Origin of the sequence: Lebetimonas sp. JH292, assembly GCF_000523275.1 — a bacterium.
GTDB lineage: Bacteria > Campylobacterota > Campylobacteria > Campylobacterales > Nautiliaceae > Lebetimonas.
This window is the reverse complement of sequence record NZ_ATHQ01000002.1, coordinates 58,736-78,939: the sequence shown is the minus strand read 5'-3', so window position 1 is coordinate 78,939 and position 20,204 is coordinate 58,736. Positions and strand designations below refer to the sequence as shown.

Genomic DNA, 20,204 nt, shown 5'->3' with positions numbered 1-20,204 from the left:
ATCTTAAAAAAGTGAAAATGGTGAATGTTGAGTGGTAAGTAGAAAATGTTATAATTTTATAAAAAAGGATAAATTTGAATCTGCCTCCAAAAACAGAGACTTTAAGAAAGGCCAGTGTATTTAATAAAGAAACAAGAAAAAAAGCATATGAGAAATTAAAAAATGATAAGACATATTTAATAAAATGCCTAAGAGAAGATATAAAAGAAAATGTAATTTTTAGAAATTACAATGATTATTTAATTTCAGTCGTTTTAGAAGAAGAAAATAAAATGGAGCGTTTCAAACCGTTTCCAAGACAAAAAGCATTTTCAAGTAAAGATTTTTTAAGATATTATATAAATGATTTAAAAAAAACCCCAAAAGAAAATAAAATAAAAAAAATAGGGGGATTTGACACGGAAACAACCGATATTACCGGATATGTAATTTCTTATGCGATTGTTATACAGGATATGCAAGATTTGAGCACAAAAGAAATTTACGAACTGCTAAATCCTGAAGCTAAAATTTCAGAAGAAGCTTTCGGCGTTCATAAAATTTCTCAGGAAGAGCTGAAAGACAAGCCGACCTTTAAAGAAAAAAAAGATGAAATTTTAAATATTTTTAATTCTCTCGATATGGTTGTGGGACATAATGTTTTATATGATTTCGGCGTAATGAAAAGAGAGCTTGAAAGAATTAATCATTATCCGAACATAATTGATATTCCTATATTTGACACAATGTATTACGCCGCCGACGTTGTAGTGCTTGAAAAAAAGAAAATGCCCCGTCTTGAAGAGGCGATAGCATTTTTTTTTGGAAGAAAAAATATAAATTATCATAACGCTTTAGAAGACGTAAAAGCGACTTTAAAATTATTTAACAGATTACTTGAAGAAGGTTAAAAATATACATACATTTCAACACTCAAATTTTATGGTTTGAAGGGGATATGGATTCATTTTTTAATCTAGATAAAAATTTACATTCGTCATTTGAAACAACAAAAAATTATTCTCCAAATGAAAGCTCATCAATAAGTTTTGGGGGAAGCGATTCATCGGGAGGGGGAAGCGGCGGTGGAGGAGGCGGAAGCTGGTAATTGATTTTTTAATTAAACAGATATTTCAAAGCCAAATAATAAACAAGATAAATTAAAAAAATAAAAACAATAAAAGAGATAACAGGAGAAGTTGTAAAAGTGGCTATTAAAATCACTATAGCGCTAAATAATAAAAACAGTTCAAAAATTCCAAAAAGGATTTTTTGGATAAAATCAAAATTTTTCATAGCATATTATAAAATTCTTTAAATATATATTTACTGTCATGCGGCCCTGGTGATGCTTCCGGATGATGCTGAACAGAAAAAACAGGTTCATTTTTGTATTTAACACCCTCAATTGAACCGTCAAAAAGATTTTTATGTGTGACCTCGGCAATTTTCTCAATCTCTTCCGGGACATTATAATTATGATTTTGAGCGGTTATTTCCACAACAGGTTTTCTGTTTATATAATTTTTTACCGGATGATTTCCCCCGTGATGCCCGAATTTAAGTTTAAACGTAGGGTATCCGTGAGAAATACTCAGTAATTGATGTCCCAAACATATTCCAAACATCGGTATTTTTTCTTTTAATATTTTTTGAATTTCTTTATGAATTTCGTTCAAAATCAGAGGATCACCCGGACCGTTACTTAAAAACACCCCCTGAATTTCCCCACTTTTATACATTTCAATAATTTCTTCCGCCTTTGTTGAAGCCGGCATTACTTTACACTCCATTCCGGCCTGGGTCAGTTCGTTTAAAATATTTCTTTTTACCCCAAAATCAAGTACTGCTATTTTTTTATCTGTTTTTTTAGGATTATATTTAAACTCTTTATCGTTCCATGCCCCGTGTGGATGAATATAAGCCTCTTTTGTACTTACCTCTTTTATATAATCAATTTCTTCAATTCTGGGGGTTTGATTTAAAATTTCTTTTAATTTTTGAATATTATGAATTTTGCTTGAGGCTATCATCATCATAGCCCCTTCTTTTCTTATAAGCTTTGTTAAAAACCTTGTGTCAATTTCGCTGATGCCAAGAATATTTTGCTCTTTTAAAAATTCGTTCAGACTCATCTCTCCCCTGAAATTTGACCACTTATCAACATATTCTCTGACAATTATACCTTTAAGATAGGCTTTTTTACTTTCATTGTCATCTTTATTTACCCCCACATTCCCGATTTCAGGCATGGTAAAAACCACAAACTGGCCGGCATAGCTCGGGTCTGTAATGATTTCCTGATAGCCGGTCATTGATGTGTTAAACACAATTTCCCCGACTTTTGTTCCGCCTGCCCCAAATCCGCGGGCAGTAAAACTCATTCCGTTTTCCAGCAAAACAGTAACTTTCATTTTAAACCTTTACTTTTCACTTTTAATTTTTCACCGTAGCCGCTTGGCAACTTTTTACTACTCACCATTTTCACTATTTTCACCTCTAAATTAGTCCTCTTTTTCTTAACTCCTGCTCGTAAAGTCTGTTAAATACAAGTTCCCACTCTTCACTTCCAGGAACCAAAGGCCTTTTGTAGTTTTCAAGCTTTTTATAAACTTCGTCCCTTGCTTCAATTTCCCTTTTTAAAAAATCCATTATAGATTTAAAAACAATATTTTTTATTTTTCCATCCCTTACATCATAATCAATTAATTCTTTATCCCATAATTCTTTTACCAAAAAATGTGCCAAATCATCTATTCTTTCATCTCTTTTTAAATTAAACCCCTCTTCATTTGCAATTTCTTTTTTTATAAGTTTAAACACTTCTCTTCTGTCAACATCATAAAATAAAAATTCATTTTCTTCTTCCTGTTTTGCTAATATTTCTCTGGCTTTATCTTCTATTTCCCTTTCCCATAAAGCATCATCCATTATAATATCTTCAATTTCTTTAATAGCATTATCAATGCCTTTGGGATAATTCACAAATCCTGAATTTAATAAATCATATGCAATTTTTCTGGAAAGAAAAGGCACTTGAGCTTCTTTTATCAGCATACTAAACCTTTTTTTAAAATTATATCAAAAAAGAAGCTTTAAAATTGAAAATCAACCCGCTTACTCTCTTCTAAAAACAGATTATTATATTTTTTGCTAAATTCAACTACCGCTTTAACTTCATCTCCTTCAACTTCAAAACCTACCGCACCTTTTGAATCAAAAATCCCCCCTGCACAGATAATATTTGCTTTTAAATTAAAAAGTGTTTTAAAGGCTTCTATTTCAGTAAATATCATCCCGTAAAAAAACCTGAGCATCGCAATTTTAGAACCTGTTGAAATATCTACGTCCTGAGAAGTTTCTTTAAAAAAAGGAATAAGCTTTTCATGTCCTACAGGAATTATAACTTTAGCACCCCTGCTTGCAGCTTTTATATAAAAATTACCATAAGTTCCTCCGTTTTTATCGGCAGCCGCTACGGCGGCACACTTTTTAGCGTTTTCATACCAAAGAGCATTTGCACCTTTTATAAAATAATCATTATTTGTTATATCAAATCCGCTTATATCAATCGGCTTACTGTTTTCAAGCACAATCGGCCTGTCTCTTTTTTGAGTCACATTAAATTTGCCTCTTACATTACACCCGGCGGCATATAAAGTATCTGTATTTATCCCTAAATGATATAAAAGATATTCGTTTGTTGTACCGTAAGCAATATAAATTCTTTTTTTTAAATCTATATATTGACACAGGGCTTTTGCTATTAAATGTTTAGCCCCCGCCGTTGTCAGAAGTATTTGTGCTTTCATTATTCTCATCTTTTTGCATCATTTCTGTAAGTTTTGCTGCTTTGGCTGGGTCCATTTTTGAAAAAATTTTGGCGACATTTTTAGGGGGAAGTTTTTGTATAATTTCAAGGGCGTCTTTTTCTTTCATCTGGGAAAGTACGCCTGCGGCATTTTTTGGCCTCATCTTTGCATAACTCTGGGTAATTTTATCCATTTTTGCATTTTTTATTTGCTCAAGGATTTTTTGATTTTGAGTTATTAATTTTTGAATTTCTTTTTTTTCATTTTCTATTTTTTGCAAAGTGTTATTAATTTCTTTTTCTTTTTCTTTTAGTTTTGACTCTTTTTTCTTCATTAAAGCCATATATGTGTTTTTCAAAGATTCAAGAGCCTCTTTTTGTTCAAGTATTTTTTCAGCCTCTGCTTCAAGTTCTGCTTTTTTTTGGTCAAATATCTCATAACACTCAAGAAGTTTCTGATTGTCAACTGCAAAAAGAGGAGTGAAAATAGTAAAAATGGTGAAAAAGGTGAAAGCAGTAAATAAAATATTTTTTAATTTTTTATTTTTCACTTTTAATTTTTTACTTTTAATAAATTTCCCCAAGAATATCTCCTACTTCAACATAATCTTTTTGATTTAAATATTTAAAATGTTCTTTTCCGAAAAACAGCAAAATTGAACTTCCAAATTCAAACCTTCCAAGTTCATCGCCTTTTTTAAGTTTTAAAGGTTTTTCATATTCTATATCAAAAATCTCGTTATAATCTTTTTGAAATTTTTCATCAAAATTTAAAATAATTTTCCCTACTATCATAGCCCCCACCAAAACAATATAAAAATATCTTTCTTTAGAATCCCTGCATCTTAAAACCACTCTTTTATTTTTTGGAAATACAAGCTCTTTTTCCAAAAAAGACGGTTTTACCGGATTAAGTTCACCGGGGATAAATGTAGCCCTCACAATTTCCAAATCTATAGGAACATGAAATCTATGATAGTCACTTGGTGAAAGATATAAATTAATAAAATACCCATTATTTAATTTTGTATCATAAGGAATAAGTTCTTTTAGGGAATATTCTTTTCCTTTTATCTGATAAACCCGATTTTCTTCTATATCGTCATGCGCAATGATTTCACTGTCACTAGGGCTGACGACTATATCGTCTTCTTCATAAAACTCGGTATATTTTTTATGTCTTGTAAATAAATTATTCAATGTTTTATATTTACAGGGATCTTCCGGTTCAAATTCTGACATATCTATTTTATAAAACTTAACATACATTTTATTGATAAAACATTGAATCAATTTAGGGAAAGAGGTGGTTGCTATTTTAACTGCGATATTAGAAATAAAACGGGAGGGGTTCATTTTAGTTTTACTCCTTTTTTACCTTGTTGAATTTTTCCTATAAAATAAGCATCAGAGTTTTTTATTATTTCATCCGCATTTTCTTCACTTATTGCAAAAATCATTCCAACACCCATATTAAACGTTCTGAACATCTCTTCTTCATCTATATATTTTCTCATATATTCAAAAATAGGTAACACTTTTATTTTATCTTTGTAAACAACTGCTTCTAAATTTTCAGGCAATACCCTTGGGAAATTTTCAACTATTCCTCCTCCTGTAATATGAGCAAGAGCATGAAGCAGAGGCTTGAATTGTTTAAATTCTTTTACATAAATTCTTGTTGGGGTTAAAAGAATATCAATAAGTTTTTTTCCGTTAATTTCATCATCAAATTTCATGTTTAATTTATCAAAAAACAGTTTTCTAACAAGCGAATATCCGTTTGAATGTATTCCGCTGCTTGGCAGTGCCAAAAGAATATCACCTTCTTTTACTTTCGGGTTAAGTTCGTCTTCCTCTGCAATTCCGACGGCAAATCCTGCCAAATCAAAATCCCCTTCATTATACATTCCAGGCATTTCTGCAGTCTCTCCCCCGATTAGGGCACACTCGCTTAGTTTACAACCCTTGGCAATTCCTTTAACCACATCTGCAGCCTCATTTACTTCGAGTTTTGCTGTTGCATAATAATCTAAAAAGAAAAGAGGCTCCCCGAAATTACAGATTAAATCATTTACACACATTGCAACTAAATCAATTCCTATGCAATCAAACTTTTTAGCGTCAATCGCAAGTTTTAGTTTTGTGCCGACCCCGTCTGTTGCACCGAGTAAAACAGGTTTTTTATATCCGGCTGGAAGCCTGAAAGCTCCTGCAAAACTTCCTATGTTACCGACAACATTTTTATTAAACGTCTCTTTTACAAAAGGTTTTATTTTTTCAACAAAACTGTTTCCTTTGTCAATATCAACCCCCGCTTCTTTATAACTGATTTTCATTTTTTTCTTCCTTACATTCGCAGTAACAGCTTCCAAAAATTTTATTAAGCAGCCATGTTGACGGACAAAAATCAAAAACACCGTAAATAACAAACATTATTGCAATAAATGCAAGCAAAATAAGTGCTGCTAAATTGTATCCTTTTGCAAGCAAACCCAAAATTAAAAGCATCATAAACGCTATTAAAAATCTTTGAAGTCTTTCGCCACATGCAAATTTTTTAGCTTTCATTTTTCTCCTTTAAAATATTACCTTATTAACTTCTTCCATTTTTTCGTTTGCAATATTTCCAGCTTTTTTATTTCCTTCATTTATTATATCCAAAATCATACTCTCATTTAAAGATGCCTTTTTTTCTCTGATTGGAGAAAGCAATTCATTTATTTTGGCGGCACATCTTTTTTTACATTCCACACATCCAATAGTTCCCGCCCTGCATTCTTTTTCAATTTCCACGACTTCTTCTTTGTTAAATGCATTATGGTAATCAAAAATTATACACACTTCAGGATGCCCGGGGTCTGTTTTTTTAATCCTTGCAGGGTCCGTTTTAGCCATCCTAACTTTAGCCCAAATGCTTTTTTCATCGTCATCCAGATATATTGCGTTATTAAAACTTTTGGACATTTTTCTGCCGTCAAGCCCGGGAAGTCTAGGTATTTCTGTCAGAAGTTCTTTTGGTTCAGTAAATATTTCTTTTTTAAACATATAATGAAACCTTCTTACAATTTCCCTAGCAAGCTCAAGATGGGGTTTCTGATCTTCACCGATAGGCACCAGATTTGCATCATAAAGAATAATGTCTGCTGTCTGCAGTACAGGATATGTTAAAAATCCCGCATTATTTTTTTCTCTGTATTCAGGCTGATTCATTGCGTCTTTATATGTGGGGTTTCTCTCTAACCAGCTAACAGGCGTTATCATATTTAAAACTAAATAAAGCTCGGCATGCTCTTTTATATCACTCTGTCTGAAAAGAATTGATTTTTTTGGATCAATTCCGCATGCTATCCATTCTTTTACAAGTTCAATGCTGAGTTCATTTAAATCAAGCCCTTCGTCATATTTCGTGGAAAGTGCATGCCAGTCGGCCACAAAATAAAAAGTGTCATATTTTTCTTGAAGTGCAACCCAGTTTTTAAGAACCCCTATAAAATGTCCCAAATGAAGTTTACCTGTTGGTCTCATTCCGCTTACAATTCTCAAAACTTAGCTCCTATTTCGGCAAAATAGCCTTTGTATTGTAATTTTGTTTTATTATCTCCATCTACCCCGTAAGCTTCTTTATATCTGTATCCCATTTTTAGAAACAAAGGAATTTTATCAAATTTATACTTAATTCCCGCTAAATAATCATAATGGTGATTATCCCCCGCTTTTGCCCATTTTATATTGCCCAATATTGAAAAACCAAATAATTTCATTGTTTCAATATTCGCATATAAATATGGTAAAGGAACCGTCCAGTTTTCATTAATATGAGTAGAACCTCCTGTTTTTACTATATTTCCGTTTACAATATTTGCATTATCTCCGTCTATTTTGGTATTTCCCTTCCAGACATCTACACCAAAACCCGCTTCTATATCCGCAATTACAGGTTTAAATTCATAAAACAGTGTTAAATCATAAGAGTTTATATTCATTTTGGAACTTACATCGGTAAGTCCAGAGGGAATATTTACATCTCCGAAAATTTTTACTCCGCCTGCAACCCATTTACTATGGCCGGTTGTGTTGTATTTTGTATATTGTAATTTAATATTTGGCAAAATTGGCACAGGATGAATCAGTTTTACCCAGATATAAGGGTTGTTTTTATCATCAAACCCTAAATCCCCTGTGTTTTGATTTCCGTCATTTTGAGCGGATGAATTATTAAAATAATTTATTACATTTCCGTTTTTTACATATCCGTCTATTTTTTGCTGTTCATAACCTGCACCTGCACTTACACTTACTAAATCAGCATTTGCAAAAGTAACCAGTCCCGCACAAATTAAACTTAAACTAATTTTTTTCATTTTTTTTACCTTTCTCTTTTGGAATTAAGACAATAGGTGTTCCTGTAAAATCTTCCTTACTTCTTAAAAAGTTTATTAAATATCTCTCATATGAAAAATGAAGTCTAGGTTTGTTCATAATTAAGGCTATGGTAGGAGGTTTTGTTTTAAACTGGGTTGCATAATAAATTTTAGTTTCCCTGCCTTTTACATCCGTAGGCAGATGATGCCTTATAGTCGCTTCTTTAATCCATTCGTTGAGAAGAGAAGTAGGAATTCTTTTTGAATAATTTTTATAAACAAAAGAAAGCTTTTCTTTTAATTTGTCTATATTTCTTTTTGTCTTAGCGCTTACAGCCATAAAAGGGGCAAAATCTAAATATTTAAACCTGTATCTTACCTCACTCTCAAACTTTTTATAATCCATAGACGTTTCATCCCATTTATTTGCAACAATTATCGCCCCGGTTTTAAATTTTTGGATAAGAGAGCCTATTTTTTCATCAAGCTCAACTATTCCTTCTTTAGCGTCAATAACCAATACGGCGATATCGGCTTCTTTTAAAACTTCTTCCGTTCTAATCAGGGCATATTTTTCTATATCTTTGATTTTGCCTCTTCTTCTAATTCCGGCAGTATCAACAAAAGTTATATGATATCCGTTAAAATAAATATTCTCATCAATAGGGTCGATTGTAGTCCCGTCAACTTCGCTTACTATTGCCCGCTCTTCCCCTACAAGCGAATTAAGAAGTGAACTTTTACCCACATTTACCCTGCCTATAATTGCCACTTTTATCTCTTTAATATCCTCTAAATTTTCACTACTCTCACTTAAAAGTTCTTCCAAAGGAATGTCTTGTTCAAATTCGTTTACTTCAAACACTTGTTTTTTAGGGATAAATTTTTTTATTCTTTCAATCAGTTTTCCGACACCCCTGTTATGGGAAACGGAAATAGGATATATTTCTTTTACACCAAGTTCATAAAAATCATAAACTTTTTCTTTTAATTTGTCGTTATCTATTTTGTTTACAACCAATATAATATTTTTATTTAATTTTTGAAGATTTCTTATATATTTTTTTTCATCTTCATCTGGCAGACTTCTCCCGTCAACCATATAAAGCAGTATATCTGCATCTTTTGCTATTCGAAGGGCTTTGTCTTTTACTTTGTCAAAAAGTTCATCCCGCTCTTCAAGCCCTCCTGTATCCATTATAACAACATCTTCAAGTTCATCATCCAAACTGATAATTCTTTTTTTTATATCTCTTGTGGTTCCGGCTTTTTCACTGATTACAGCATCTCTCTTTCTTAAAATTCTGTTAAAAAGAGAGCTTTTACCAACATTCGGCTTACCGAGAATGGCTATTTTTTTCAACTTTATTCCTCATCTTTAATTTTTAATTTTTCACTTTTCATTATTTAAATACTGTCTTTATAACTGATTTTTTTAGACAGTAAATCTTTCATATGCAAATAATTGTTAAGTGCGTTTATATATGCTTTTGCACTGGCAACCATTGTATCGATGCTTAATCCATGCCCCATAACCGCAGGTTTATTTTCATCGAAAACAACTTTTACCATAACTTTGGCCAAAGCGTCTTTACCTTCACTTACAGCTTCAACTTTATAATCCATTAGTTTTCCGTTAATACCGCTAATTCTATCAATTACTTTAAACACGGCATCAATGGTACCTTTACCTATTGCCGCATCTACGTAAATTTTATCTTCGAATTTAATTTTAGCCGCAGCACTCGGCATACCGTCACTGCAGTCGCTCAGCTGAAGTGAAAGCAATTCATAAGTTTTAGGTGTTTTATCAAACGCATCATTCATGAGTGCCAAAATATCTTCATCATAAACTTCTTTTTTCTTATCTGCAAGTTTTTTAAATTTCATAAATATTTCATTCAATTCTTCATCGCTTAAGTTACTAAATCCCAAAGCCTCAAGTTTTTTCTTAAACGCATGTCTTCCGCTGTGTTTTCCAAGAACAAGGGTGTCTTTTATATCAAGCCCTATATCCTCCGCCTTCATAATCTCATATGTTTCTTTATGTTTAAGTACACCGTCCTGGTGAATTCCGCTTTCATGGGCAAATGCATTTCTTCCAACTATCGCTTTATTTGGCTGCGGTTCTATTCCTGTAACGTTTGAGACAAGCCTGCTTGTCGGATAAATTTCTTTTGTATTTATCCTTGTATCAATTCCATCAAACAAATCCCTTCTTACTTTAATGGCCATTACAATTTCTTCAAGTGCGGCGTTTCCTGCCCTTTCCCCCAAGCCGTTAATGGTGCATTCAACCTGTCTCGCTCCGTTTAATACACTGTAAAGTGAATTAGCAGTGGCAAGCCCAAGATCGTTATGACAATGTACTGAAAAAATAATATCTTTTGGAAAATATTCAACCAGTTCTTTTATCATTTCCCCCATTTCTGTAGGAAATCTGTAACCCACGGTATCAGGAATATTAATCGTTTTTGCCCCCGCTTCAATAACGGCACTGATAATCTCTTTTAAAAAGCCCATCTCGCTTCTTCCCGCATCTTCACAGGAAAATTCCACGTCATCAACAAAGCTTCTTGAATATTCAACCGCCCTAACGGCTCTTCTTATTACTTCATCGGGACTCATTTTTAGTTTATATTCCATATGAATGGGGCTTGTTGCAATAAATGTGTGAATTCGTTTAAGAGGAGCTGGTTCTATCGCCTTAGCAGCGGCCTCAATATCCCTATCCAAAGCCCTGGCCAAAGAACAGAGCGTTGAATTTTTAACCTCTTTTGCAATATTGTTTATTGCTTCAAAATCACCCGGACTTGCTGCGGCAAATCCTGCTTCGATAATATCCACTTTTAATTTTTCAAGCTGAAGTGCCACTTTTATTTTTTCTTCGATAGTCATAGATGCGCCTGGAGACTGCTCCCCGTCTCTTAATGTGGTATCAAAAATTTTAACCATTTCCATAATATATCCTTTTTATAAAAAATTTTTATAAAATTTTATCATATTTTAAAAATTTTTTCAATGGAAAAAAATTATCCTTTATATTTTCCGGCTTTAATGTATCCTTTTATTCCCCTGTATACCCCGTAAAAAGCATAAATACTCAAATACAGGGCTATCGCTTCGGTAGGAAAAAGATAAAGTAAAGAAGCCGCCAAGATAATTAAAACCAAAATTTTTATTGCCAGATTTTTATTAAAATCAATTTTTTTAAAACTTGGATATCTGAAATTACTGACCATTAAAAAAGCCAAAAACAAAACCCCTATTAAAATTAAAATATTAAAATGACTCTGATATTTTATATCAAGCATTATCCACGAGCTTAAAACCACTGCCGCCGTCGGAATTGGAAGTCCTATAAAAAATCTCGGGTCATTAACAGAAGTTGTCACATTAAATCTTGCAAGTCTTATTGCACCAAAAACAACAAAAAGTCCGCTGATCAGTGCCCCGAATCTTCCGTAATTTTTACCGATTGAGAAAAAAAGCATCATAGCAGGCGCCATTCCAAACGCCACCAAATCCGCTAAGCTGTCAAATTCAACCCCGAATTTTGAAGTTGTGTTTGTAATTCTTGCTATTCTTCCGTCAAGTCCGTCGGCTATAAGGGAAAAAAGTATATAAATATAAGCTTTTTCAAATTTTCCCTGAGATGCGGCAATCACGCTCATTACACCAAAAAAAGCACTAAGGGCTGTAAAAAAATTAGGTAAAATATATGCCAATTTAATTTTCATTCAAATATCCTATTAAACTCTCCCCTGCTTTTACTTTTTGAAATTCAGTTATTTTTATTACAGAGTTTTTAGGCACATACAAATCAACCTGACTTCCAAACATTATCATACCATAACGCTCGGAGAGTTTTATTTTTCCCAAATCTCTAAACATTATAATTCTTCTTGTTAAAAACCCAGCTATCTGATTTACTACTACTTTATCAATTCCTTCAAACAAAACCCTGTTTTGTTCATTAAGCTCACTTGATTTTTCATCTGCAATATTTAAAAACAACCCGTGAATATATTCCCTCGCAACTATTTCCCCGATTATCGGACTTCTTTGTACGTGTACATCAAAAATAGATAGCCTTATGGAAATTTTAATCATTTCTTTATTTAAAATAGGGGCTTTAGTCTCTGTTATCTCTATAATTTCCCCGTCGGCCGGAGAAATTATTACATTTTCACCAACTTCATCGGGAATTCTTTCCGGATTTCTAAAAAAATATACAAAAAATGCAAAAATAATAAAAAAGAGTATCTGCCAAAATGCACCGAATCCAAAAATAAGGCTGATTAAAAATATTACACCCGCAGGAACAATAAAGGGATACCCTTCTTTAAGAATTATTTCCGTTTTCTTCATTATCACCTTCTTTTTTAGAATCTTTATACTCTTTTATAAATTCTCTTACCCTTGAACCGTCTATAACTTCTTTTTCATAAAGCTCTTTTACCATTTGTTCAATAACAGGCGCATATTCTTTAAGTGTATTTTTAACATGCTGATAACGCTCATTTAAAAAATTTTTAACAAAAGCGTCAATTTCTTCCTGTGTTTTTTCTGAATAATCACGGCTTTGTCCAAACCCACCGCCTAAAAATCTGTTTGTCTGTTTTTCAAGAACCATTAAACCGGCCACATCACTCATTCCGTAAATCATTACCATTGATTTTATAATGTCGGTTGCCCTCTCTAAGTCGTTACTTGCACCTGTTGAAATTTCTTTAATAAAAACCTCTTCGCTGGCCCTACCTCCGAGCAGTGTATCAATTTGAGCAATAAGTTCGCTTTTGCTCATCAGATATTTATCCTCCTCGGGAAGGTTTAATGTATAACCGAGCGCGGCCAGACCTCTTGGGACGATTGAAACTTTTTTTACTTTTCTGGCTTTAGGTGTAACTTCCGCAATTACCGCATGACCACTTTCATGATATGCCACGGTTTTTTTATCGTTTTCGTTAAGACGTCTGCTTTTCTTCTCAAGTCCCGCAATCTGTCTTTCAACCGCTTCTACAAATTCACTTTGGTTTACCTCTTTTTTATTTTTTCTACCCGCAAGCAAAGCGGCTTCGTTTACTATATTAGCAAGGTCTGCCCCGGCAAGTCCCGCCGTCATTCTGGCTATTTCTTCCAGATTAACGTCACTGCCCATTTTAATTTTTTTAACATGGACTTTTAATATCTGTACCCTTCCTTCAAAATCAGGTTTATCCACCAGTACCTGTCTGTCAAATCTTCCGGGTCTGAGTAATGCCGGGTCTAATATTTCAGGCCTGTTTGTAGCAGCTAATACAATTACCGGATCGTTTGAATCAAACCCGTCCATTTCTGCAAGCAGCTGGTTTAAAGTCTGTTCCCTTTCGTCATTTCCGCCAAACTGGCCGGCTGCAGCCCTGCTTTTACCGATAGCGTCAATTTCATCTATAAAAATTATACTCGGCGCCTCTTTTTTAGCCTGGTTAAACAAATCCCTGACCCTTGCCGCACCAACACCTACAAACATTTCTATAAAACTGCTGCCGTTTACGGCAAAAAACGGAACATCAGCCTCACCTGCAACCGCTTTTGCAAGAAGTGTTTTTCCTGTACCCGGAGGTCCGATAAGTAAAACACCTTTTGGAATTTTTGCCCCTAAAGCCGTATATCTGTCGGGATTTTTAAGAAAATCAACTATCTCTTTCACTTCCTCTTTGGCTTCATCGTTTCCTGCAACATCATCAAATGTAACATCTGGTTTTTCACTTTTTATAAGCCCTTTTGCACTTCCTACACCAAAAACTCCCCCCATACCTTTTTGCATTCTGCTTGCCAAAAACATCCAAATTGCAAAAAATATAAATATAGGAATAATCCAGCCGAAAATCAAATCATTAAGCCAGTTGCTGGATTCTGGCAGGGCACCGTAAGGAATAGAATTTTTATCCAGAATTGTAATTAGACTCGGATCATTCGGAACTTTCGGAACTGTTATAATTGTTCCGTCTTTTAATTTAGCTTTTAAATATGTTTTTCCTATAGCAACGTAGCTTAACTGTTTTTCTTTTGCAAGCTTTTTAACATCGGAATATGTTATACTCATAACGGCCGGCTTTCCGGAAACCAGCTGGGAAACGCTGCTTTCGGCACTTGGGGCGATACTTCTAAAAATTAAAATTATAACAACCGCAAAAATTATAAACAAAAGAAGCGGATTTTTATTAAAAAAATTATCATTGTTATTTTTATTGTTTTTTGGCATCTATATCCTTTAATTTAAATTTAAATTCAACATTTATCATTCAACGTTTTTTAAAATCAGTGTTACCCATTCGTTTTCAAAAATTTCTTCGATAAGTTCAAATTCTTTATACTTTTCCAAAACTTTGTTTTTATATTTGTTAATTATACCAGAAAGAATTAAATAACCGTTAACCCGTTTTTTTAAATCATTCGCTATAAAAATTAAAATATCGGCTATTATATTTGCAACGACCACATCATATTTTTCATCAGTATCTCCTGCACTTCCCACCCAAATTTTATTAAATTCAACATTATTTGATTCAAAATTTTCTTTTGCGCTTTTAACAGCCAGTTCATCTGTATCGCACAAATTTACGACAGCTCCTTTTTTTGCCGCCACAATGGATAAAATACCGCTGCCGCACCCGACATCCAAAAATGTATTACCTTTTTTTACATATTTGTTAATCGCCTTTACACAGCTTCTGGTTGTTTCATGATGCCCACTTCCAAAAGCAAGTGCGGGATCAATTATTATATTTTCTTTATCATTTTTATTTTCATACCAGCTCGGATGAATATAAAACCCGTCTATTTCAATAGGTTTTATCGATTTTTTATAATTTTCTATCCAGTCAATATTTGATTTTTTTTCTACATTTATATTTAAACTTATTTTTGTATTAAAAATCTCTTCCAATGCACTCACATATTTTTTTAATTCTTCAATTAATGACTCAAAATTATTTTCACTTCTTAAAATAAGAGTGTTTTCTTTCTCTTCGATACCGTTATTAAACCTTTCAATCAAAAAATTTTCTATTTCATCTTTAAAAGAATCGGTCTGAACACTTAATTCAAAATAATTATCCTTCATTTTTACCAAGAACCCCTTCAAGCTTTTCTTTTAAAACCTGCGGCGTGAAAGGCTTTACAATGTAATTGTTTACGCCAGCTTTAAGTGCTGTGATAACCTCTTTTTTACCACCTTCGGTTGTTACCATAATTATAGGTAGAGATTTATATCTCTCTTCTGCCCTTATTTTTTTCACAAGTTCAAGCCCGTTCATATTGGGCATATTCCAGTCCGTTATAACCACTTCTATATCGGGATTTGACTGAAGTGCGTCCCATGCTTCAATACCATCTGCCGCCTGAATTACATCTTTATATCCGAGTCTTGCCAACGTATTTTGAATAATTCTTCTCATAGTTGAGCTGTCGTCCACAACCAAAATTTTCATTTTTCCTCCTTAAATAACTCAAATAATCTTTTTAAATCTATTTTTCCTTCATAAAAAGCTTTTCCGACAATTACTCCGTAAATATTTTTTTCTTTAGCTTTTATTATGTCTTCTTCATTCGCCACCCCGCCGCTTGCAATAACCTTTTTTTTAGAAGTGTTTTGAATATTTAAAACAAAATCGAGATTAAGTCCTTTTAAAGTGCCATCTTTACTTATATCTGTTGCAATTATACATTCAATTTTGGATTTTTCAAACTTTTTAGCCAACTCTTCGGCTTTTATATTTTCTTTTTTCCCCCATCCGCTTACGGCCACATATTCGTCTTTTGCGTCTATTCCGACGGCAATAGGATATTTTTCAGCCAATTCTATAACCATTTCGGGATTTTTTGCGGCGACACTTCCCAAAATCAATCTGTTAATACCTAAATCCAAATATTTTTTTATTGTATCTTCATCTCTTATTCCGCCTCCGAGCTGAATTTTCAAAGATGTGTTTTTTCTAATTTCCTCAATTGCTTTAATATTCTGGGGACTTCCTTTAAATGCCCCGTTTAAATCAACCATATGAAGCCATTTTGCCCCCATATCTTCAAACTGTTTTGCAAAATTTAGCGGGTTTTCACTGTATATTTTTGCACTGTCCATTTCGCCTTTTGTAAGCCTTACGGCCTTACCGTCTTTTAAATCTATTGCAGGAAAGATTATCATTTGATACCTTTTACAAAATTTTCAAGTATTTTAAGCCCAGCGTTGTGGCTTTTTTCAGGATGGGGCTGAAAGCCGTAAACATTGTCTTTATTCACTGCACTGACAAATTCATAACCGTAAATTGTTTTACCTATAACATATTTTTCATCACATACCACATGATAAGAATGGACGAAATATAAATACGGATTGTCCAAATCATTAAAAAGAGGCGAATTTTTGGCAAAAAACATTTTATTCCATCCCACATGCGGAATTTTATGCCCTTTCACCCTGCTTTTGTCAAATTTAACCACTTCGCCTTCTATAATTCCAAGCCCTTCATGCATGCCGAATTCTTCACTTTTTTCAAACAACAGCTGCATTCCGAGGCACACCCCCAAAACAGGCCTGCCGGTATTTATAAATTCCCCCATGGCTTCATCCAGACCCGTTTTTTTTAAATAATCAGCCGCATCACCAAAAGCTCCGACTCCCGGAAAAATTAATTTGTCAAAATTTTTCAATTTTTCAGGCTCTTTAACAACCTCAGCTTTTACACCGATTTTATCAAAAGCGTTTTTTACACTTGCCAAATTTCCCATATTATAATCAACTATTCCTATCATTTATTTCCTTTTTTTTTCTCACTACTTACCATTCACTATTTTATGTCTTTACCCACATTTTTCATATAATAAGCCAGAGCGAATAAAAGAAGCGTTACCGCACTTATTAAAATTGCCGCATAAATAAGCATTTGCGGGGCGACCATGGCAAATTTAAATACAAGCATAAGCCCTTCGATTGCCAAAGCTATTATAATACTTCCCAAAAATTTAATCATCGTTTTATGAATTGCAAAAGGGTGTTCTTCCTTTTCTCCAACCACTTCTTCGCTCAATATGGTTTTAACCAAATCAAATATTGCTAAAGAAAGTGTTATTAAAATTGTCGATTCAAACATTTTTTTGACATCGATATTGTTAATCGTATACACAAAAAACATTTTAACACCGTAATAAAACAATAAAACCACAATGGCAAACAGTGCGGCGCTGAACATTGCATAAATAAGTCTGTTGAAATTATTAAACCAGACATCACCTTTTTCTTTGTGAATAAATTTCAAAATTTTCTCCAAAGGAATATCAATTACAGCCACATACAGCAAATCCCCCCTGTCATTAAAAACAGGCAAAGCCGCGCTTACAACAATTTCCCCTCCTATCAGACTTGGATAAGGATCTGTCAAAATACATTTTTTCTCTTTTACAGCTTTATAAAAATATGTCCTGTTTGACTGGTTAAATTCTATATCATAATTTTTGAAACTCTCTTTATTTGTAATCATTTTGCTTATCTGTTTTCCGCTCGCATCCAAAATATAAGCGGCGTTGGCTTCGGGAAGTTCATTTATAATTCTTTTTAACCCTTCATATATTACATCAACCCCGATATTTGGCAATTTGTTTGGTATGTTTCTTTGCATTAAATAACAAAAATAGGCTCTTGCCTCTTTTCTGATTTTTTGAAAATCCTGAATTTCTTTTATATACATCTTTCTTCCTTTAATATTTTTACTAATTCTTCAATGCAAAGTCCCATGGCAGTTGATTCATACCCTTTTACATTTTTTATATATTTTTTACAAAACCCTTCCACCATACATGCTCCGGCTTTCCCCACCCATTCATTGGAATTTAAATAATTTTCCAAATCAGTTTTATCAAATTCATAAAATTCATAAACGGTTTCATCAACTCTTCCGTAAACTTTAGAATTTATTTTAATCCACATGGAAGTTATGATTTTAATATTTTCTCCACTTTGTTGTAAAAGTATTTTTCTTGCATCCTCACGTGATTTGGCTTTTCTTAAAATATTTCTGCCGTTACTTATAACAGTATCGGCGGTTATAATATTATCATTAAAACATTTAATACATTCTTTAAATTTTCCAAAACTTGCATTTACCACAAATTCATACGGGTCTTTGAATACCAGTTTGTCTTCATCAAAACTGCAGTTTTTTTGAACAAAATCAATATCGGCGTTTTTTAATAATTCAGCCCTTGTAACAGAAGAAGAACAAAGTATCAGCATAAAACCCTTTTTAACTAAAATTTTACCAAAAATTGATATTCAAAAATATTTTTTTCATTTTGATAAAAATGAGAATATTTAATATTATATTTTTCACAAATTTTTTTAACAATATTCAACCCTATTCCCAAACCTCTTTTATGGGGCTGCTCCCTGTAATTTTTTTCAAAAATATTTTTTGAATCTTTTATTTTTTCTCCATAAGTTTCAAATTTTAAAACAAATTTATTTTTATATTTTTTCAATGAAACAATAATCTCTTTACCTTTTGAATATTTAACGGCATTTGAAATATTATTGTCAATAACCCTCTCAAGCTCTATTTTGTTTATATTAAATATACAGTTTTCATCAATATCTGAGAGAAAATTTTTATTATGAGATTTTGCGATGCTGAAAAAATATTCTATTCTTTCTTTCAGTACCAATGCAATGTCAATATTTTCTGGTTTATATTCAACAACATTATTCGAAGATATATAAGCCAAATCTTCATAAGAATTACTGAGCATGGAAACAGAAGCTTCTATTTCATCTAAAATTTCTTCTTCCCTACAGGATTCCCTTAGCAGTTCCACATTTAACAAAATAACATTAAGAGGTGTTCTTATCTGATGTATGGTATCTACAACAAATCTTCTATTTAAATATAAAAGTTTTTTATTTTTTTCTATTTCATCATTTAATTTTTCAAAAAGTTTATTGTAACTGGTTTGAAGTTCCGCTATTTCTTTTATAAAAGATTCATTCATTTTACATTTTCTGTTGTCTTTAAACGCTTTGGTCAATAAATCCAACTTTTTAATAAAATATTTTTTTGCAAAAAAATACATTAAAATAATAAATACAGCCATTAAAACAAAAATTATCCAAAAATTTTTAAAAAGTCTTCTTTCAGCCGTTTTTAAAGGAGTTAGGTTAAAATCTGTTTCAATTATCATCCTATTGTCTTTATTGTTTATAATCCCGTTTATTAACACAAATATTTTAAGGGTGTTGCCTCTTATTTTGTAAATCATATTGTTATGCTTTTTAAAAACAGACACGATTTTATTTAATATTTCAATATTGCTTTTTTTTGCGATGTCTTTATTATTACTAAAATACAATAAAAAATTTTTTGAATAATTACAAAGCTCATTTACAGAAAGTTTTTTCTGATAACGGTTTTTAAAATTTATGGAATAGACCAGATATCTGTCCACAAAATAAATTTTTAAATTGTTAAGAGCAGGCTTTATAAATTTATAAATTTTTTTTAATTTTGAGTAAATATCCAACACATAAGCCGATTGAAGCAGATATTTACCGTCCGAAGAACGGATTAAATAATATTTTTTTAAATTTTTTGAAGCAATATCCAGATGTATATAAGAAATATCTATTTTTTCTTTGCCGTTGAAAACATTATCTAAAACTTTCTTATAAGCTGGGAAATGGCCCAAATCATAACCTATATCCGGCTGATACGTGCCGTTTATTATTTTATAATTTCTGTCTATTTGAAAAATCTCATATTTCCCCCTTTCAAGAGATGAATTTAAAATTTTTGCCGCCTGAGAAATATTGAATTTTCCATTTTTATAAAACTTGTTTAATTTAAATGTATTTTTAATGTTTAATTGTTCATGAATTTTATATATATATAAAGCCTTATCAAAAATATTTTTAAATTTGTCCTTAATTTTAAGGGCTTCTATTTTATGTTTGTTTATAAAATTGTTTCTCAGAATTTGTTCAGATTTATAATATTGAATATATACTATAGACCCCATTA

General features: G+C 32.3%; 24 protein-coding genes. 2 read left to right on the top strand and 22 right to left on the bottom strand.

All coding sequences use genetic code 11. The annotated features are described in order from the left end of the window. The first annotated feature begins 74 nt into the window (after window positions 1-74). Entirely contained in the window at window positions 75-890 is an 816-nt protein-coding gene (locus DZ64_RS0109665) for an exonuclease domain-containing protein (protein WP_024788285.1), read from the top strand. Between the two features lie 47 nt (window positions 891-937). After that, window positions 938-1,087 carry a hypothetical protein gene (locus DZ64_RS12465; RefSeq protein WP_156919597.1) on the top strand — a complete coding sequence of 50 codons (150 nt, stop codon included), beginning with the start codon at window positions 938-940 and terminating at the stop codon, window positions 1,085-1,087. An 8-nt stretch (window positions 1,088-1,095) separates the two neighbouring features. Here the strand turns inward: DZ64_RS12465 and DZ64_RS0109655 are convergent, their stop codons facing one another. From DZ64_RS0109655 to DZ64_RS11675, 22 genes are all read right to left on the bottom strand, one after another. Further along, window positions 1,096-1,275 carry a hypothetical protein gene (locus DZ64_RS0109655; protein ID WP_024788284.1) on the bottom strand — a complete coding sequence of 60 codons (180 nt, stop codon included), beginning with the start codon at window positions 1,273-1,275 and terminating at the stop codon, window positions 1,096-1,098. Then, on the bottom strand, window positions 1,272-2,393 hold the full coding sequence (gene carA / locus DZ64_RS0109650; RefSeq protein ID WP_024790361.1) for a glutamine-hydrolyzing carbamoyl-phosphate synthase small subunit: 1,122 nt from the start codon (window positions 2,391-2,393) through the stop codon (window positions 1,272-1,274). Before carA ends, DZ64_RS0109655 begins: the two co-directional genes overlap by 4 nt. Before the next feature lie 85 nt (window positions 2,394-2,478). Then, entirely contained in the window at window positions 2,479-3,036 is a 558-nt protein-coding gene (locus DZ64_RS0109640) for a DUF507 family protein (RefSeq protein WP_024788282.1), read from the bottom strand. Between the two features lie 38 nt (window positions 3,037-3,074). Next, window positions 3,075-3,791 (bottom strand): hypothetical protein, encoded by a 717-nt coding sequence (locus DZ64_RS0109635; protein WP_024788281.1) that lies wholly within the window; start codon window positions 3,789-3,791, stop codon window positions 3,075-3,077. Continuing rightward, window positions 3,754-4,341 carry a MotE family protein gene (locus DZ64_RS0109630; protein ID WP_236618760.1) on the bottom strand — a complete coding sequence of 196 codons (588 nt, stop codon included), beginning with the start codon at window positions 4,339-4,341 and terminating at the stop codon, window positions 3,754-3,756. Before DZ64_RS0109630 ends, DZ64_RS0109635 begins: the two co-directional genes overlap by 38 nt. A gap of 16 nt (window positions 4,342-4,357) precedes the next feature. Further along, window positions 4,358-5,146 (bottom strand): phosphatidylserine decarboxylase, encoded by a 789-nt coding sequence (locus DZ64_RS0109625; protein ID WP_024788279.1) that lies wholly within the window; start codon window positions 5,144-5,146, stop codon window positions 4,358-4,360. Continuing rightward, window positions 5,143-6,129 carry a phosphoribosylformylglycinamidine cyclo-ligase gene (gene purM / locus DZ64_RS0109620; RefSeq protein ID WP_024788278.1) on the bottom strand — a complete coding sequence of 329 codons (987 nt, stop codon included), beginning with the start codon at window positions 6,127-6,129 and terminating at the stop codon, window positions 5,143-5,145. Before purM ends, DZ64_RS0109625 begins: the two co-directional genes overlap by 4 nt. Continuing rightward, window positions 6,113-6,361 carry a YgaP-like transmembrane domain gene (locus DZ64_RS0109615; protein WP_024788277.1) on the bottom strand — a complete coding sequence of 83 codons (249 nt, stop codon included), beginning with the start codon at window positions 6,359-6,361 and terminating at the stop codon, window positions 6,113-6,115. The genes purM and DZ64_RS0109615 overlap by 17 nt, the downstream gene beginning before the upstream one ends. A 9-nt stretch (window positions 6,362-6,370) precedes the next feature. Beyond that, window positions 6,371-7,336, bottom strand: a complete 966-nt coding sequence (trpS, locus tag DZ64_RS0109610) for a tryptophan--tRNA ligase (RefSeq protein ID WP_024790359.1) — start codon at window positions 7,334-7,336, stop codon at window positions 6,371-6,373. Beyond that, on the bottom strand, window positions 7,333-8,154 hold the full coding sequence (locus DZ64_RS0109605) for a TIGR04219 family outer membrane beta-barrel protein (RefSeq protein ID WP_024790358.1): 822 nt from the start codon (window positions 8,152-8,154) through the stop codon (window positions 7,333-7,335). Before DZ64_RS0109605 ends, trpS begins: the two co-directional genes overlap by 4 nt. After that, complete coding sequence (gene der / locus DZ64_RS0109600; protein ID WP_024790357.1) at window positions 8,141-9,517, bottom strand: ribosome biogenesis GTPase Der; 1,377 nt, start codon at window positions 9,515-9,517, stop codon at window positions 8,141-8,143. Before der ends, DZ64_RS0109605 begins: the two co-directional genes overlap by 14 nt. Window positions 9,518-9,561: 44 nt before the next feature. Beyond that, complete coding sequence (locus tag DZ64_RS0109595) at window positions 9,562-11,115, bottom strand: 2-isopropylmalate synthase (protein ID WP_024790356.1); 1,554 nt, start codon at window positions 11,113-11,115, stop codon at window positions 9,562-9,564. Between the two features lie 71 nt (window positions 11,116-11,186). Then, the gene (gene pssA / locus DZ64_RS0109590) at window positions 11,187-11,894 is read right to left on the bottom strand and encodes a CDP-diacylglycerol--serine O-phosphatidyltransferase (RefSeq protein ID WP_024790355.1); all 708 of its coding nucleotides are present in this window, start codon (window positions 11,892-11,894) and stop codon (window positions 11,187-11,189) included. Beyond that, window positions 11,884-12,525: a phosphatidylserine decarboxylase gene (locus tag DZ64_RS0109585; RefSeq protein WP_024790354.1), complete on the bottom strand. Its 642-nt coding sequence runs from the start codon at window positions 12,523-12,525 to the stop codon at window positions 11,884-11,886. The genes pssA and DZ64_RS0109585 overlap by 11 nt, the downstream gene beginning before the upstream one ends. Next, a complete protein-coding gene (gene ftsH, locus DZ64_RS0109580; protein ID WP_024790353.1) occupies window positions 12,500-14,401 on the bottom strand; it encodes an ATP-dependent zinc metalloprotease FtsH in 1,902 nt (633 codons plus the stop codon). Before ftsH ends, DZ64_RS0109585 begins: the two co-directional genes overlap by 26 nt. 36 nt (window positions 14,402-14,437) lie before the next feature. Next, the gene (locus tag DZ64_RS0109575) at window positions 14,438-15,262 is read right to left on the bottom strand and encodes a 50S ribosomal protein L11 methyltransferase (protein WP_024790352.1); all 825 of its coding nucleotides are present in this window, start codon (window positions 15,260-15,262) and stop codon (window positions 14,438-14,440) included. Further along, the gene (locus DZ64_RS0109570) at window positions 15,252-15,629 is read right to left on the bottom strand and encodes a chemotaxis response regulator CheY (RefSeq protein ID WP_024790351.1); all 378 of its coding nucleotides are present in this window, start codon (window positions 15,627-15,629) and stop codon (window positions 15,252-15,254) included. Before DZ64_RS0109570 ends, DZ64_RS0109575 begins: the two co-directional genes overlap by 11 nt. Further along, window positions 15,626-16,342, bottom strand: coding sequence for a 1-(5-phosphoribosyl)-5-[(5-phosphoribosylamino)methylideneamino]imidazole-4-carboxamide isomerase (gene hisA / locus DZ64_RS0109565; RefSeq protein WP_024790350.1), 717 nt, complete (start codon window positions 16,340-16,342; stop codon window positions 15,626-15,628). The genes DZ64_RS0109570 and hisA overlap by 4 nt, the downstream gene beginning before the upstream one ends. Continuing rightward, window positions 16,339-16,950, bottom strand: coding sequence for an imidazole glycerol phosphate synthase subunit HisH (gene hisH, locus DZ64_RS0109560; RefSeq protein ID WP_024790349.1), 612 nt, complete (start codon window positions 16,948-16,950; stop codon window positions 16,339-16,341). The genes hisA and hisH overlap by 4 nt, the downstream gene beginning before the upstream one ends. A gap of 35 nt (window positions 16,951-16,985) precedes the next feature. Beyond that, window positions 16,986-17,882, bottom strand: a complete 897-nt coding sequence (locus DZ64_RS0109555; RefSeq protein WP_024790348.1) for a PDC sensor domain-containing protein — start codon at window positions 17,880-17,882, stop codon at window positions 16,986-16,988. Then, a complete protein-coding gene (maf, locus tag DZ64_RS0109550; RefSeq protein WP_024790347.1) occupies window positions 17,873-18,427 on the bottom strand; it encodes a septum formation inhibitor Maf in 555 nt (184 codons plus the stop codon). Before maf ends, DZ64_RS0109555 begins: the two co-directional genes overlap by 10 nt. 14 nt (window positions 18,428-18,441) lie before the next feature. Then, window positions 18,442-20,202, bottom strand: a complete 1,761-nt coding sequence (locus DZ64_RS11675; protein ID WP_156922672.1) for a HAMP domain-containing sensor histidine kinase — start codon at window positions 20,200-20,202, stop codon at window positions 18,442-18,444. Between the last annotated feature and the right edge of the window lie 2 nt (window positions 20,203-20,204).